At 53.9% G+C, this 13,587-nt stretch carries 15 protein-coding genes; 5 read left to right on the top strand and 10 right to left on the bottom strand.

Translation table 11 applies throughout. From position 1 onward, the window contains the following. Positions 1 to 121: 121 nt before the first annotated feature. From K5E40_RS19475 to K5E40_RS19440, 8 genes are all read right to left on the bottom strand, one after another. The gene (locus K5E40_RS19475; RefSeq protein WP_221732166.1) at positions 122 to 493 is read right to left on the bottom strand and encodes a hypothetical protein; all 372 of its coding nucleotides are present in this window, start codon (positions 491 to 493) and stop codon (positions 122 to 124) included. A 224-nt stretch (positions 494 to 717) separates the two neighbouring features. Beyond that, positions 718 to 2,394 (bottom strand): hypothetical protein, encoded by a 1,677-nt coding sequence (locus K5E40_RS19470; RefSeq protein WP_078465774.1) that lies wholly within the window; start codon positions 2,392 to 2,394, stop codon positions 718 to 720. Positions 2,395 to 2,404: 10 nt separating this feature from the next. Then, positions 2,405 to 2,974: a hypothetical protein gene (locus K5E40_RS19465; protein WP_078465775.1), complete on the bottom strand. Its 570-nt coding sequence runs from the start codon at positions 2,972 to 2,974 to the stop codon at positions 2,405 to 2,407. A gap of 103 nt (positions 2,975 to 3,077) precedes the next feature. Next, the gene (locus K5E40_RS19460; protein WP_078465776.1) at positions 3,078 to 4,013 is read right to left on the bottom strand and encodes a DUF808 domain-containing protein; all 936 of its coding nucleotides are present in this window, start codon (positions 4,011 to 4,013) and stop codon (positions 3,078 to 3,080) included. Positions 4,014 to 4,076: 63 nt separating this feature from the next. Continuing rightward, entirely contained in the window at positions 4,077 to 5,153 is a 1,077-nt protein-coding gene (locus tag K5E40_RS19455; RefSeq protein ID WP_078465777.1) for a hypothetical protein, read from the bottom strand. A 148-nt stretch (positions 5,154 to 5,301) separates the two neighbouring features. Next, positions 5,302 to 6,126 (bottom strand): hypothetical protein, encoded by an 825-nt coding sequence (locus K5E40_RS19450; protein ID WP_078465778.1) that lies wholly within the window; start codon positions 6,124 to 6,126, stop codon positions 5,302 to 5,304. Between the two features lie 403 nt (positions 6,127 to 6,529). Continuing rightward, positions 6,530 to 7,558, bottom strand: coding sequence for a phospholipase D family protein (locus K5E40_RS19445; RefSeq protein ID WP_078465779.1), 1,029 nt, complete (start codon positions 7,556 to 7,558; stop codon positions 6,530 to 6,532). A gap of 23 nt (positions 7,559 to 7,581) precedes the next feature. Beyond that, positions 7,582 to 8,256 carry a hypothetical protein gene (locus tag K5E40_RS19440; protein ID WP_078465780.1) on the bottom strand — a complete coding sequence of 225 codons (675 nt, stop codon included), beginning with the start codon at positions 8,254 to 8,256 and terminating at the stop codon, positions 7,582 to 7,584. Between the two features lie 382 nt (positions 8,257 to 8,638). On the opposite strand from K5E40_RS19440, the gene K5E40_RS19435 reads away from it, so the two are divergent. The 5 genes from K5E40_RS19435 (at position 8,639) to K5E40_RS19415 (ending at position 12,104) form a co-directional block, all read left to right on the top strand. Further along, entirely contained in the window at positions 8,639 to 9,811 is a 1,173-nt protein-coding gene (locus K5E40_RS19435) for a hypothetical protein (RefSeq protein ID WP_078465781.1), read from the top strand. A gap of 42 nt (positions 9,812 to 9,853) precedes the next feature. Beyond that, the gene (locus K5E40_RS19430; protein ID WP_153045947.1) at positions 9,854 to 10,891 is read left to right on the top strand and encodes a hypothetical protein; all 1,038 of its coding nucleotides are present in this window, start codon (positions 9,854 to 9,856) and stop codon (positions 10,889 to 10,891) included. A gap of 130 nt (positions 10,892 to 11,021) precedes the next feature. Further along, positions 11,022 to 11,363: a hypothetical protein gene (locus tag K5E40_RS19425; protein WP_078465783.1), complete on the top strand. Its 342-nt coding sequence runs from the start codon at positions 11,022 to 11,024 to the stop codon at positions 11,361 to 11,363. A 90-nt stretch (positions 11,364 to 11,453) separates the two neighbouring features. After that, a complete protein-coding gene (locus tag K5E40_RS19420; protein WP_078465784.1) occupies positions 11,454 to 11,663 on the top strand; it encodes a hypothetical protein in 210 nt (69 codons plus the stop codon). 99 nt (positions 11,664 to 11,762) lie between these two features. Then, entirely contained in the window at positions 11,763 to 12,104 is a 342-nt protein-coding gene (locus K5E40_RS19415) for a hypothetical protein (protein ID WP_169904193.1), read from the top strand. 55 nt (positions 12,105 to 12,159) lie between these two features. On the opposite strand, the gene K5E40_RS19410 is transcribed toward K5E40_RS19415, so the two are convergent. Next, entirely contained in the window at positions 12,160 to 12,933 is a 774-nt protein-coding gene (locus K5E40_RS19410; protein WP_153045948.1) for a hypothetical protein, read from the bottom strand. 134 nt (positions 12,934 to 13,067) lie between these two features. Then, the gene (locus tag K5E40_RS19405) at positions 13,068 to 13,223 is read right to left on the bottom strand and encodes a hypothetical protein (RefSeq protein ID WP_155007503.1); all 156 of its coding nucleotides are present in this window, start codon (positions 13,221 to 13,223) and stop codon (positions 13,068 to 13,070) included. Positions 13,224 to 13,587: the final 364 nt, after the last annotated feature.

The raw sequence follows: 13,587 nt of genomic DNA, 5'->3' as shown, positions 1-13,587 counted from the left end.
TCTCGGTCACTTGCTTGACCGCTTCGATCTTGAATTCTTCGGGGTAACGCTGACGACTCATGGCACCTCCTATTTGGGCCTCATTATGAGGCTTGGAGGTGTCTACGAAACCAGGGGCGATTCAGTCTTCAAGGCGATGATCAAGCTCTCGCAGATCTTTTGCCTTCTCAAACTCTACTTTGCGCCGAGTGGCATAGAAGTTTTGCACTTCAGCTGCGGCAGCAGTATCAAAAGGCATCCACAGAGGACCGAGAGAGATTACCCAAAGCGGGATGGAGAAGACTGCGACTGCGGGATGATTAGTATAAAAGTAACCAGCGGCTGGCAGAACACCCAGTCCAGCGGCTAATGCGACTGACTTCTCTTCAACAGCAAGCCCCTTGCTTTCATACACCTCCATCTCTTGTTTCTGTCCATCTGCCAGGTGAGTGGTGCAGCCTGATGCTACGATTACCATAGAGATTGCTACAGCGATACCTGTGAAACGTTTCATGCTAAATCCTGGCGTGTGTTTTGAGCAGTCTGTTATAACCGTCGGACTGCGATTTACAAGCCGGCGAGCATAGCCCATGGCCAGATAAAGGCGATAGCCAAAAGAGGCGCTCCTTTTCCACGCGACAACACTTGATGAGACCAGCAGAGGCTCACACCCGATTGCCCGCTCCGATGCACAACGCCTGACGTGAAACTTACGCAAGGAGTTTCCAGAAGAGAGGCTCAGAGTGCCTTGAACTGCTCGAGCAGGGAGGCTTCAATAGCGCGCTGATGCAGAAGCGATGCGTCAAGGTCCGAGTTAATGCCAGCTAGCATCTTGCTTCGATTCACACTTAGCACGTCTGCCTTGTCGACCAGGTACACAGCCATGGTAGAGATGATGCCAGTAGCCGCACCAACGATGACTGCTGTAGCAGTGTCGGCAAAAGGAACAAGGAACGGAACCGCCATCATCGACTTGCTAACAGCATCTTCCAGCAGAACGCCACCTACTATGATGCCCCCACCAACTAGCACCTTCGATGCCTCATGCAAGCCCTCTCGGATCCCCATTCCCTCAGGGCGCACAATCAAAGCTTTGCAAGCTCCAACCAAGGCATTGCCACCTTCGCGGATCATACGAACAGTCCGCTTGGCAGTGGTCAGGAAAGCGTTGGTCAGCACAGTGACTAGGTTAGCTAGGAAACCACTGAGAAAGCTCCCAGCCGCGGCTGAGAGCACAGCCTTCCACTGCTTGGCTACTCTCAGTCCGACTTTCCTGAGACGACGCTTGAGCTCAGCAAATATTGAATTACCGTCGGCTCGGCCGTTTTTGTACCAATCGCTTACCTCATCAAATATCCCTGCGAACAACTCGACCAGGATAGCCCCCATTGCTGACTGAAAAGCGGCGCGGCCGCCGGCTGCGACGCTTGTCTTCAAGCAGTCATTCCGGAATTTTGGGCTGCGATAATAGGCGTCGTTGATCTTTTTCTCGTTGGCCGCCCGAGCCTTTCTATCTGCCTCAAGCAAAGGCTCCGGATTTGCCGCGATTTTCTCTTGCTCTTTGAGCTTGGCGAGTTCGTCTTTTTGCTTTTGGCTCATAGGCTCGCCGGCATCAACCTTCGCCTGTAGCTTTGCTTGTTTCTTCGCTCGGGTGTCTTTCGTCTGCTCAAGCCACAGCACATATTCAGTGGCTGTTTTGGTGCCCATTGCCGAGTTTGTTGAGTACGAGGTGATCTGCAGATTTGTTGAAGCATTCGCAAGCTCAACGCCGTCCAATCCTGCGAGAACTCTGCCGGCATCGTTGTGGATCTCTTCTGCGGCAATAACATGATCAATGCTGTGGCTATCACTCCGCTGGCTGCTCATTTGCTCACCGGTGTAGGCATCAGTCACCTTGCCTTCTACCCGATCCCTTGTGCTGTCCTGGCTCATCTTTTTGTAGGCGGGATCACGGTGGTGATAGTTCTCCTTCACCCTCTTCGTGTACTCACCCCTATCCGCATACTTCTGTTCAGCCTCATCAGTGGCATACACACCGGCCCGGGCGTTGTGGATCGTATCCACTACACCGCCGGTCTTGTCATAGGCACTGAGCATTTTCCCGACCCCAAAAGGCCCGGCGATTGCCTGAAGAGCTGATCGACGTGTGTCAGAGAAAAGACGCTCTATACGCTGTGAGTGAAAGGCGATCTCAAGCTCGGATAATCTCGCCCGAACCTCGTATTCAGGGGCCTCATTTCGCCCCAAGAGTCTAGATTCCGTGGGAAAAGCCTGGGCAAGAAACTGATCGTCCACTGGGGCATTAAGTACGCGCTGCGAATCAGCTGGGGAGGGCAGCACAACAAGTGAGGGAGCACTACGGATCTGTGCAAGCAACGCTTGGGTCTGACGGAATCGATCGGCACTTTCGCTCATCAACAAGGCCTCAACCGACGGATCGTAACAGATGCCATTCCGACCGGAATGAGGATCGGCATTGTTCGTTGGCCATCTGCTTAGATTGCGCGACCAGGTCTACGAGTTCATCGAACAGCTTCCAGTTTTCGGGCGAGCCGACCTTAGCGGCAAGTGCATAGGCGGTGTTGATAGATGGAGGTGCTGCTACGGCTTCGTCTACTTTGATCCGGACAAAGCTTGGTATGTACGCCTCGGAAACGCCGAGAAGGTATGCCTTGATCATGGCTACGTCATCATTGCTGACAGGTCCGAATGTAGCCGCGCATGCAACGCCGATCGTGACGCAGGCGAGGGTGATCTTGAACCCTTTTTGGGACTCAGCGTATTTGGCCAACATCTCTGCTGTAGCCGCATTATTCATCTGCCGCAGAATTTCCTGGCGTGCTTTCTCTTCTGCTTCACCTTTTGCCCGGCCAGCAGCGTGGGCTGTTTTATTGGCGCTGCGGTTCCACAAATACATCCCGGGCACCGTCACACATGCAGCGATAGCCGCACCGCCAACGATTAAGGCAACCCTGCCAGCAGCTTGTGCGACCATGATAAATCCGTGAAATGATGAGATGCGCAACTATCTCACCATTCAGTGCCACTTAATAGCCATTACAGGATCACAGATGCCCTCAGCCGCGCGGCTTTGACAGTCACCCTAAGTGCGATTTACGGCCAAGCACAAGCTTCCCAAGCATGAACAGTCCGACCAGCAAGGACCCTACGACAATCCCGACAATGCCATCGAACAAAGGCGCCCCTACTACAGCCAGCGCCGGCCCGGCGACTGCAACACTAGATACGGTTCCAACTACGGTCTCACTCATGACGTGAAGGAAAGGCAACCCATGTGTGTAAATTCCGCCGCCGACAAGCCACATCGCAATTGTCCCCACGACAGCCAATACACGCATCAGCACGGGTGCAAACCACAGAAGAAACCGACCTGACGCATTGCCAATGGTACGCGTGCTCGTTACCAATCGCAGTCCAACATCGTCCATACGAACGATGCCCGCAACAAACCCGTATACCGCGAATGTGATGATTAGAGAAACGACCACCAGCGTGAGGAACTGCTCAAGCAGTGGTTCACTTGCAACGGTAGCCAGCGCCAGCACTAGAATCTCGCCGCTCAGCACAAGGTCGGTTATCACCGCCCCCCGGATTTTCTTTCGCTCAAACTCAACCATGTCGACCTTCGGCTCGGCGATCGCCTTTACGCGTTCGGCCCGCTCTTGGTCAACTTCAGGATGAAGGAAGCGATGAAGGACTTTCTCAACCCCCTCGAAGCAAAGGTAAGCACCGCCAACCATGAGCAAAGGAGTAATTGCCCACGGTGCAAAGGCACTGATCAACATCGCGATTGGGATCAAGGCTGCCTTATTGAGTAGTGACCCTTTGGCGACAGCCAGTACAACCGGGATCTCGCGCTCGGCTCGCACCCCGGTAACCTGCTGAGCATTCAGCGCCAGGTCATCACCAAGCACGCCTGCCGTTTTCGTTGTTGCGATTTTACTTTGGGCCGCCACGTCGTCTAGCAACGTCGCGATATCATCAAGCAAGGCCAAGCCAGATCCAAATGCCACGGTAATTCCAAGTTTTAGAAGTGTTCCATGCAAGGTAACTGCATGATTCAAAATGGCCAGGACTCAGCGAAATGCCTGGATTGCCAAGCCTGCAGCGCCTAGAAAAATACAACCGGCTACAAGTGCCCAGGCCAAAATTCGAGTTTGTCTCCCAAGCTCGATGATGAAATGCGGCGAAGACGGGTAAGTAGCAGATCGAATCTCACTGGCTGTGGCTCTTGCGGGTTCTGAAAGCAGCTGAAGGTAAGCCGCTTTGGCCTCATCCATCTCCCCCGTGACTCTGAACAGATCTGCTTCCGCATCTTCAAGCCCCGATACAAGCTGAGCCTCACGCTCTGCAGCTTGCAGCAGATCGGAGTTCCTTCTTTCTGAAAGCGCCCCTAATTCAGTCCTGGACGCCTCCAGATTATCGGCAGCCGATGCAAGCTCATTTTTAATCGCTTCTACCTGAACGCTGAGAGCCTCACTAGCTTTCTCGGCGCTACTGCAGCGATTGATCGAATTGGCGGCGATGTCAATCAATTGGCCTGGATTCAGAAACTTCACCTTCTCCCAGTTCCAATGGGGTTTCAGCTCAGCGACCTTGCGCGCGCCAATTACCCTTACACCCGCAGCACTGGAAAGGTAAAAACCAGCGTTCCCGAAAACATTATCTATCCGCCGCTCATTCTCCGCTCTAAGGGCCGCGGGCAGGGCATCAAGCGTGATCTGCGGCAATTCTGTAGTTACAACCTTGTAAGAGCCGTGAGCAGTACCGCCAGATAGAATGCGAAGCAACTGGCCGACAATGTACGACCCGATGCCAAGCCCAGGATGACGAACGATCAAGCCATCTTGAGGGCCGAACTGAACTAATCCATTTTTGTGGTCCACAATGAACCAAGCAACGTCGTGAGTAGGGGAGAAGGCATTCGAAAGTTCCGAGTTCTCGCCGGCGAACCGAAATGAAACCCGGCCGAACAAGGCCCCCGCGAACTCTCCACCGTGATGAACAAAGTTGACCACCTGAGTAACGCCGAGGCGGGTGGAGCCGTCAGGAAGGGTGATCAGACATGCTCGATCAGACGTAGGAAGGGGAGATTTATCCAGTTTTCGAGCTAGAGTAAGTAATGCGCTATCCTGATGTATCAGCTGAGCCATAAACTGGTTTCCAAATCTGAACGGACGCGGCCGGTAGAATGTTTATTCTATCAGGCGCCCACTCCTAAATTTCCGCACATGTGCTTTGGCGGAAAAGCGTTTAATTTCAACAAGTTAACCTCATGTCAGGGCTAATGACCGGGCTTAATTATGAGTAGGCGTATTCAAACGGCGGAATACTCATCGCTTTACGTCGATAAAAGACGCACCAAAAATCAATTTTCAGCAACTCAGCTACTTTGCTATCTGCTGCCGTACCAAGAAGGGAGTCTTCTTCCTCCGACCAAATCCTTTTTTCCCCGTTAAGCTTCCCATCGGTTGATTGAGCAGGGGGCAGGTACGCCGAATCTAGCTGGTTTAAATCGCTCCAATGATCAGACTTCGGCAACTTACAAGGCCTGAAGCGTGCGATGGAGCGGGCATCGCGAGCTCGTTTTATGGTGGTCGCCGCCACCGAATAACGACGGACAAGCACAGAGTCCGGTACCAATCCTAACTGCTGAACAAGCTCTTCTGGCAGGTTGCGACCCTTGGTGTAGGAATCTAAGCCACGAATACCACGTTCTTGTTTAACCTCCTGCAAGGATCGACCGTATTGGCTTGCAAGCTCTACGTCGGGGACCTTACCAAGCAGCGCGAGGGCTTCGTCTGGAAAAGCCACATATTCAGGGCTATCCGGCTTTTTAAGCACTCTGTACCTGGGTATTGATCGATTTTGACGGGCCCGGAAAAGCACAGGCCCTGGAACACCATACTCCTCAGTCAGTTGGGCATCGGGAACCTTGCCCAATTGCTGCACCAGGCCGTCAGGGAGATCGTAACCGCGGGTGAGCGGTTCTATGCATTTCGCTAAGCGTGCTTGCTTGATGAAATAAGGACTCAATCCGGAAAGCTTGGCGAGTTCTCTGTCGGAAACCTGGCCAAGCTTGCCGGCGATTTCAGGCGCGAGTGCACGATGGCGATTCGGGGGCATGGGTACCGATCTGGTCTGTATTCACGACAAGATTAACGCGCTTATTCAGGATGTCACGCCATAAACCACACATGAAATCCGGATGAGTGACAGGTAGGAAGCGGGCAAACCATGCTATACGTAAGAAGGAGGTTTCCATACCTGCTTTTCACATTAATGGATCTCATGCTCCCGCTGAGGGAGCGAGAAAACTGATCTAATGATAGGAAGCGAATAATCGCAAGAATGAGGAACAAAGCCTTAGAAATCAGTTAGTTGTAAATTACCGCCTTTGGGAGTTGGCGGAAATTCGATGGTAGGCTTTTGGGTCGTCAACCTACTCCAGCCTCCGCCAATACCTCACTCTACTCGAATTGTAGATGATGCTGCTCAGAAGGCCTAATCTGCAAACGAGGTCAATCATTCACCGCTCAATTATCTCTGCAATGTGACTGAGGTGAATACGCCGCATACCTTCGTCCAATATCTCTGACTCGTCCCACACAGTTTGCATGTACGGCTTCAACTCCCTGGCCAAAGCCCGGCATTCCATTTTGTTCAAGCTGTGGCCGATCAGCGTCGACGTCGGTCTCGCCAAATCTAACCAGCCAGGCTGACCACCTTCTGAGTACGTAAACTCCAGCTGAGTCGCCGTCATAACGCACGGACCGTCGACGACTACATTGGCTTTCTCCTGATTCCAGAGCATGGCCAAGTATTCGACCTTGCCAGTTGTGTTCAGGTCCTCAGGCCAGCATTCAAATGACCAGCGCTCGGTGCCTTTACCAGGAATTGCCCCCAACGCCTTAGACTCGGCGGCAGCGTGTCGCGCAGTAGCTGCCTTGGCGTCATCCGAGGGGCCGCTCACATACAGCAAACCGTACGCATCCCTGTCGATCAGATCCGCCGGCGTGAATTTCGAGAAGCTAAAGGGTCCAGTGGAGCTGCAGTCCGGCCGCGTACCTCGATGCCGCTTATAAGCCACAATTGCTTTCGCGACGTCATCCCGCGTTATCACGCGAACACTAGCGGTGTTCCATAGCTGGTCGAACCAGGCTCGGGCACTTTCTACCTCTTCGATGGCTACTGTATGTACACCTGCCTCAATCCATCGGCCAGTTTCATCGCCATCAAGACCAAGGCCGTTAGCGGAGATATTGGCCGAGCCAATGATCGCCTGTGACCGGCCTACCAAAACCTTTGCATGTAGCACATCGCATTGGCGGATCTGGATGTTGGAATTCAACTCAGCTCGCTTAAGAAAGCGTGCAATGACCCAGGGGTTCGTCCCGCCGCTTAGCAGGTTGCAGATGATGCGGATAGGTTTCGTCTCATCAGGATGCACTTTCATCTCAGCACCCTTCCCCCAAAACGCCACAGCAACGTCCAGCGAAGACTCTTCAGCGACCATCCGCATCAAAGCGGCGCTGTATTGATCTGGTCCCAGGAACATGGGGCAATCCTTACTCCTAGTGATCAGTGAAGGCGTACGGGTGCATGCTCATTGAAAAACGCTGCGCCAGGATCGACCGCAACCATCGAAGCAAGCGCTATGACTACCCGTTCTGATATGTGTTTTCTGAGGCTCGTCTCGATTTGAGGGACTGTGAACGTACGCTTCGTTACGAAGCCGAGCTCCCATGCATCTGCGGCTACCAGTGAGCTGTTCATCATAGAAACGGCGAATGACATGTCTGACTTATCACCCGAGGTGGTCGCGTTGTCGACTGTCTCCTCAAGCGTACGGATTAGTGCGAAGACAACCACTCCAATCCACTTGACATCGTAGGGATTCTTTATCAATTCATCACGGACGCGCGCCAGCACCGTTTGCGCATGTGATGAGCTGCACATCTCGTCTGCCTTCATGCCGGCCGGATTGACCCTGGGGTCATCATTCGAAAGGGCCTTATGGGCATCAGCAGCGCATCGCTGGATGAAATCTGCGAAAACAGGAAGCCGGACAAATGAAGATGCGATCTTACCCGACCAATCGTCAGCGGGCGGCTCAGTCTGTGATGGAGCCCCAACTTCACCTAACGTGATCTTTGGCATCGGGCGGAAAAGCTGCGGGTGAAAAATCAGCCCAGCAGCTTGTGCCAGTGCAGCCCCAACCTGGGCTTCAGTGAATACGGGGGACTTAATGCTCATAGCCAACCTCGAACAGTCTTCAGCATGCTCACCGGAGCATTGCCAAAGTGTTAAACGAATAGTCGGCTCATCATAACGACTGGGCTCACGATCGCACAGAATTCAGAAACGCTGCGCCTAGCCCTGTTGAGTAGAACGAACTTCCACACGAGCATTCAAGTCGGTTTGACTGTAGGCCGGCCCCATTTGAAGCCTAATCAAAAAAAGCTTTCACTCTACCCCTCCTCCTTGAACATCGACTATATTGGCCGCGCCGCCAGGCATACTTGTGCGCGAGTAGAAACCGGCTTTGCACCACCAAATTCTCGTTCAACCCTCTCGCTCGTCGACAGGTCTTAAACGCGCACCCCACACTCCGTCGGCGAGCTTTGAGGATTGACTCATGCTGCTCAAAGAACTTGTATTCTCCCTGCGCCAGAACCTTGCTGAACAGACAGGCGAAAAACCTTCGGTTGGCCACACGTACGAACTGCTTTCAGCGCTGTTGGGGTATGACTCGTTTGCAAGCCTGAATAGCCAGGCATTCATCGTCTCGCTCAGCGGGTGCGATGGCAACGCAGTCGAGAACGTTCGGCTCCTTCTGGCTGGGCTTCTAGATCTTAGGCGGGCCACAGAACGGCATGTCGCACTCCAGGCTGCAGGCTCTCCACGCCTCACTGCGTTGGTGGTGGAGTCTTTTGCACAGCGCCATGAGCTGGCAGCGATTCCCCTCGCAGGGGTGCTTGGCCTATACGATGATCAGGTTTCAATCGACCATGCCACCGAGTTCGCCCTCGAGGAGCTGCACGGCTGCCTCCTTGATATGGAGCCACCTCAACTGCGGCTTTCCTTGGGGATGCTTGAGGATTTCAGCTGCAAGAACCCGTCCGCGCATTACGCCCTTTTCCGGATCTACGAGCGGCTGGTCAAGCATCATGACTCAGGGTCGGTCTACTGGCTGCTCCAGATGCGCTTAGGCCGACAACTATCAGGTTCTGAGAAACAACTTGCCGTCGAAGCTCTCTTCGAAGAGGGTTTGATAGAGCGTGCCGAATTTCATCTATCGAAGGCATCCGCATCTGGCCATCCTGAAGCTATCTTTTTTGAGCTCGACGAATTGCAAAAGCGGATTGCTGTAACCGCGGAGGACTTCGCAGTCCTAGATTCGCATGCAGGGGTGCCGGGACTCGCCGGGCGGGTTGCAACCCTCGCTGAGGCTGCAGGTTTGACTTTGTTGGCGATGTCATGGTCCCAGGTAGCCGCACGCAATGGTGACACTGAAGCGTTACACCGGTTGGTGAGCGCTGACAGAGATGCTCCGACCGTTGAAACCTGGACGTGGATTCATCTGAGCCGTCTACTCGGAAGAGATGTCACGGTCGGGACGCTGCGGGCATACCACGCCGGTGGCCAATACGCAGGAGAAGAGTTTGATGATGACCAGGGCGGCGACTTCTACGTGGATGGTGACGAAGGGCTGGATATTGCTCCGATGAGCGCAGAACTTGACCGGGATGCTCAGGCCGCGGCCGCCATTATTTATGAGCGCATTCAGAATGGACACTCCAAGACGTAGCGGGCTCACCCATCTCCGCCGCGGCATGGTAGACGGTAATCAGTGGATTCCCTACTGCCCGCCGCGCTGATGCTGTTGCGGGCGAGGCTTTCAAATATCTGCGCCGGCCTGAACACTGTTTGCATTACCAGTAGTGGTAGAATGCCAGTTCAGTCAACGGAGGTACGCGATTTGGAGCAATCGATAATTGTCCTGGACAGCTTTGAAGATCTCGCCAAGCGCCCGAACTTCACGCAATCGCTAGCGTTCCGCCCCAAAAGCGATCGCGGCTTCGACGCTGTTGTCATGCCCTACCACTTTCTCGATTCGATCCCCTGCGGCATCGAGTCCTGCCATACCCCGCATCGTCGAGGCTACCTCATCACCACTACGGATGGACTTGAGACTGGCATTGGAGGCCATTGCGGTCGCAAGCATTTCGGGATCAGCTTCACCCTAGAGCGCCAGCGGATCGACAAAGCCCTATCTCGGCAGCGCCGAATTGATTCCATCATGCGCGCACGTGAAGACATCCCTTCGCTGATCCTGGCAGCGAGCAGCCTCAAGCAAGCCCATACCGAGCTCTCAGAGCTGAAGCGCCGTTTCATGGGGGCCGTAGGCACTCCGTTCTATACCCAGCTCAAACAGCGAGCTGATAGAGGCCAGGATCGGATCATCCGTGATGAACCCATGACCGCAGATGAGGCTGCTGCCTACTGGGAGACGACCAACAAGAAGTCCAGAAAGGACTTGCCGACGAAAGAGGTGTTGGTCACCACCCTCTCGGGACTAACGTTCCTCGCCGCCAACTTCAAAGACATGCTGGTGACGAACCTAGTTCTGCCGCTTGAGCAATTCGCCACACAATCCATAGATGACATTGAACGCATGTCACCGCGCGTGCTGCAAAGCACTGCGAAATGGGTCGGACGTGTCCCGCAGGACCTGATCAAAGCCCAGGAAGTGGTTGACGCCGGCCGCGCCTTCTTCACAGTTGAAAATATGCTCAAGCTCGTTAACCTGAATGCCGATATGCAAGCGCTCGGCCCTCTAATTCAGGAACTGAAAAGCAAGCCGGCCTCGCCTGCCACTCGTATGTAGCCGCGTCGATGTTTATCACCAAAAGGGGGTTGCTGTGCCCAGCCGGTGATAGATGCATATGCCCAGCAATACTCCCAGCCCCGCCATAATGCGGGGCCATTTTTTCACATAGTTCAAGAAGAGAATCCAAATGAAATCTGCACTATTCATCGCATTGCTCATGGCGTCCATGTGCGCGTCGGCTAAGAGCGCCGAATCAGGTACATCAGAGGCTGCCGGGGCATTAGCAAAGGATTATATGGCAACTCGGTTCATTCTCGTGGGAACGCCTAAGATTGATGGCGACCACGCGTTGGTAACTGCCAAGATGCTTGGGCAGGAATGCCAACTCAATATGGTCCGCATCGGGAAGGAATCCGGCAATGAGCATGGATGGCAGATATTTGGTCAGGTGTGTGGCCCTATACCTGGTACCGACTCCGGCAAGTGGATCACTGATGAACAGGGCAAACCACAATATGTCCAGCCATAGGACTGGGTTCGCCTCTACAAGAAGTGACCCGGTAGAAACCCGGCACCGGCAAGAGCCGCGCTGGGATGCAAATCCTCAAGGATCTCTGTAATGAGTGCCACCCCCAACGTTAAGGCTGTTTGGTCGCTTACCCTCCTCGTTAGCTGCCCTGCGTGCAAGCAGGAGTTTGATGTGTTGGAAACTCACGACATTGCTGCTGAAGGTATTCAGACTTGCGAGCACGACACAGAGGCCAGCCGGGATATCGAACTGTCCTGCCCCGAGTGTGAGCACGAGTTTCAAGCAGACCTGGCCTACTGATCCAATCGAATAAAGCGGCGCTCTGCAACACTCAAATCCAGGCCAGTCGGAGCTGTGCACATAGAGACGCGACCACGCGCTCAACATACGGGGAGTCAAATGACCACAAATATCGTAACCATGAAATCCGCAACCGGTGAGGAAGCTAAGATCGATCTGGCGAATAACGGACGCATTGGCAAGGGCAAGCGCTTTCTTCCGGAATTGGCGTATCTGTCGGATCTGTTGCAGTCGGGGGCCGTTGTTGCCCTTGATGATCTTCAGGTCGAGCAGCTCGACCAGGTACTCACAACCCTTCCGGAAAAAGCTGGTGTCGCGGAACTGGTAGAGGCGTTGGCTGGGTATGAGCAGTTGGCCCAGCTTCGTGCAGCACTGCAGGAGACTCACGACCAGGGTCGCTATGCGACGGTTTTTGATCAGGCTGCCGCCCCCTTCGCCTAACCCAACGCATGTCGCTCCCACTTTTCTCTTCTGCCGGCAGTTGGAACCTATCCCGCTACTCCATTGGGGGATTCAAACGGGGCTGGGCCATGGACTGGCCACCCCAGGCCCTCAGTGATTCCGCACGTTTGAGGAAAGTTCGAAGCTCTCCCTTGGAAACACTGGGAGTTCCTTTGAGGATCCGATTGAGAAGCCCGAAAGCTTCGGTGTCACGCTGTTGCGCATGGTGAAGGCTGGACTCCAGCTCGATTTCCACTTTTTCGGCCGTTTCAGTGAGATCATTTATTTCTTGCCGCAGTCGCTTGACGACAACTCGTTGGTTTGCAAGTTGATTCAGCGCTGCATTCAGTTTGATCCCGCCCTTGCACCAGCTGACAAACGCCAGCTCAACCTCGGGATAGACGAATCTGGCATCAGAGCCTTCACCGACCCGATCAAGCACCAGATAGCCGTTCCACTCCGCGATGAATGCAGACAGCAGATCTTTGGTGAAGTCACGAGTACGAGTTGCCGCCTCAAGCTCCTGAATTGCTCTCGTGAGCACTTCCTTGTTGACTTGAGGTGTGTTGGTCCAGCTGCAGGCCTTTAATGCTTCAGCCGTGTTTGAAGTTAAGTGCTGGCCGGGATTGCAATGAATGCAATGCGCTGTCCACGGAGAGTGCTTGCCCCCACAGCACAGGCAGCCGTACTCCACCGGGACGTCTATGGTCTCGAGCAGAAGTTGTTGGATATCAAAAGCCAATTCCTCACAGCCTTTGGCGAGGAGTTCAGTAGCCGCGCGCTCAAGGACCTCTCTTGCTCTCGCATCATTGATGCGGTCATTGGACATTAACTCCTCCCTCACGAATCTACGCTCCTGAAGCTATGCCTACAGCCATTCGATACCTGAACCTGCTGGCCGCCCTCAATGCATATCAAACACTAAGCAGGGAGCAAGCTTCCGCGGTGCGAAAGGCCACAGTTTCAGCACATGACGTTACGGCCATCGACATGACAAGGACAGCTGCACACTCGCAGCTTTTCAATGACTGAGTCGTCCCAGTCGCCTACGGTCAAATTCTCGACAATTTTCTCGAGGCGTTCCTGATCAACCTCATCTTCGTTGGGTTTGAATTTCATGCGTTCTGCGCCGCAGCAACCAAGCATTGGTAATCGCCTCATCAAGGGTCGGGAGGTCTGGACCTCGGATTGGGATATCTACCCTACTGCGGCTCTAAACGGGGCACAACTCAAAACCTGACTGTGAAAGCCCGGGGCACCGTCGTAGCCTGAAGAGGGTTGATTTAGTATTTGGAAGGTTTAACGAGGGGGGCCTTCACAGGCGAGCGTTGCGGTATCGCAGTACGTTGCCTGGACAACTTGCACTACATTCAGGATCTCGCCTCCCCGACGTCACAGCCCGCTGCAAGGAAAGCCGCAAGATTGGCTTTACCCTTATGGTATATGCAGACGCGTGGTGGCTAATGGGCAAGCGTTACAGGAC

Source organism: Pseudomonas baetica (assembly GCF_019733355.1).
Lineage (GTDB): Bacteria > Pseudomonadota > Gammaproteobacteria > Pseudomonadales > Pseudomonadaceae > Aquipseudomonas > Aquipseudomonas baetica_A.
Note: the sequence above shows the minus strand (reverse complement) of the source record. Positions and strands in the feature narration are given on the sequence as shown.

Coding starts and splice junctions, on each gene's coding strand:
- K5E40_RS19475 (WP_221732166.1), bottom strand. CDS start 493: ATGAAACGTTTCACAGGTATCGCTGTAGCAATCTCTATGGTAATCGTA.
- K5E40_RS19470 (WP_078465774.1), bottom strand. CDS start 2,394: ATGAGCGAAAGTGCCGATCGATTCCGTCAGACCCAAGCGTTGCTTGCA.
- K5E40_RS19465 (WP_078465775.1), bottom strand. CDS start 2,974: ATGGTCGCACAAGCTGCTGGCAGGGTTGCCTTAATCGTTGGCGGTGCG.
- K5E40_RS19455 (WP_078465777.1), bottom strand. CDS start 5,153: ATGGCTCAGCTGATACATCAGGATAGCGCATTACTTACTCTAGCTCGA.
- K5E40_RS19450 (WP_078465778.1), bottom strand. CDS start 6,126: ATGCCCCCGAATCGCCATCGTGCACTCGCGCCTGAAATCGCCGGCAAG.
- K5E40_RS19445 (WP_078465779.1), bottom strand. CDS start 7,558: ATGTTCCTGGGACCAGATCAATACAGCGCCGCTTTGATGCGGATGGTC.
- K5E40_RS19440 (WP_078465780.1), bottom strand. CDS start 8,256: ATGAGCATTAAGTCCCCCGTATTCACTGAAGCCCAGGTTGGGGCTGCA.
- K5E40_RS19435 (WP_078465781.1), top strand. CDS start 8,639: ATGCTGCTCAAAGAACTTGTATTCTCCCTGCGCCAGAACCTTGCTGAA.
- K5E40_RS19425 (WP_078465783.1), top strand. CDS start 11,022: ATGAAATCTGCACTATTCATCGCATTGCTCATGGCGTCCATGTGCGCG.
- K5E40_RS19420 (WP_078465784.1), top strand. CDS start 11,454: ATGAGTGCCACCCCCAACGTTAAGGCTGTTTGGTCGCTTACCCTCCTC.
- K5E40_RS19415 (WP_169904193.1), top strand. CDS start 11,763: ATGACCACAAATATCGTAACCATGAAATCCGCAACCGGTGAGGAAGCT.
- K5E40_RS19410 (WP_153045948.1), bottom strand. CDS start 12,933: ATGTCCAATGACCGCATCAATGATGCGAGAGCAAGAGAGGTCCTTGAG.
- K5E40_RS19405 (WP_155007503.1), bottom strand. CDS start 13,223: ATGAAATTCAAACCCAACGAAGATGAGGTTGATCAGGAACGCCTCGAG.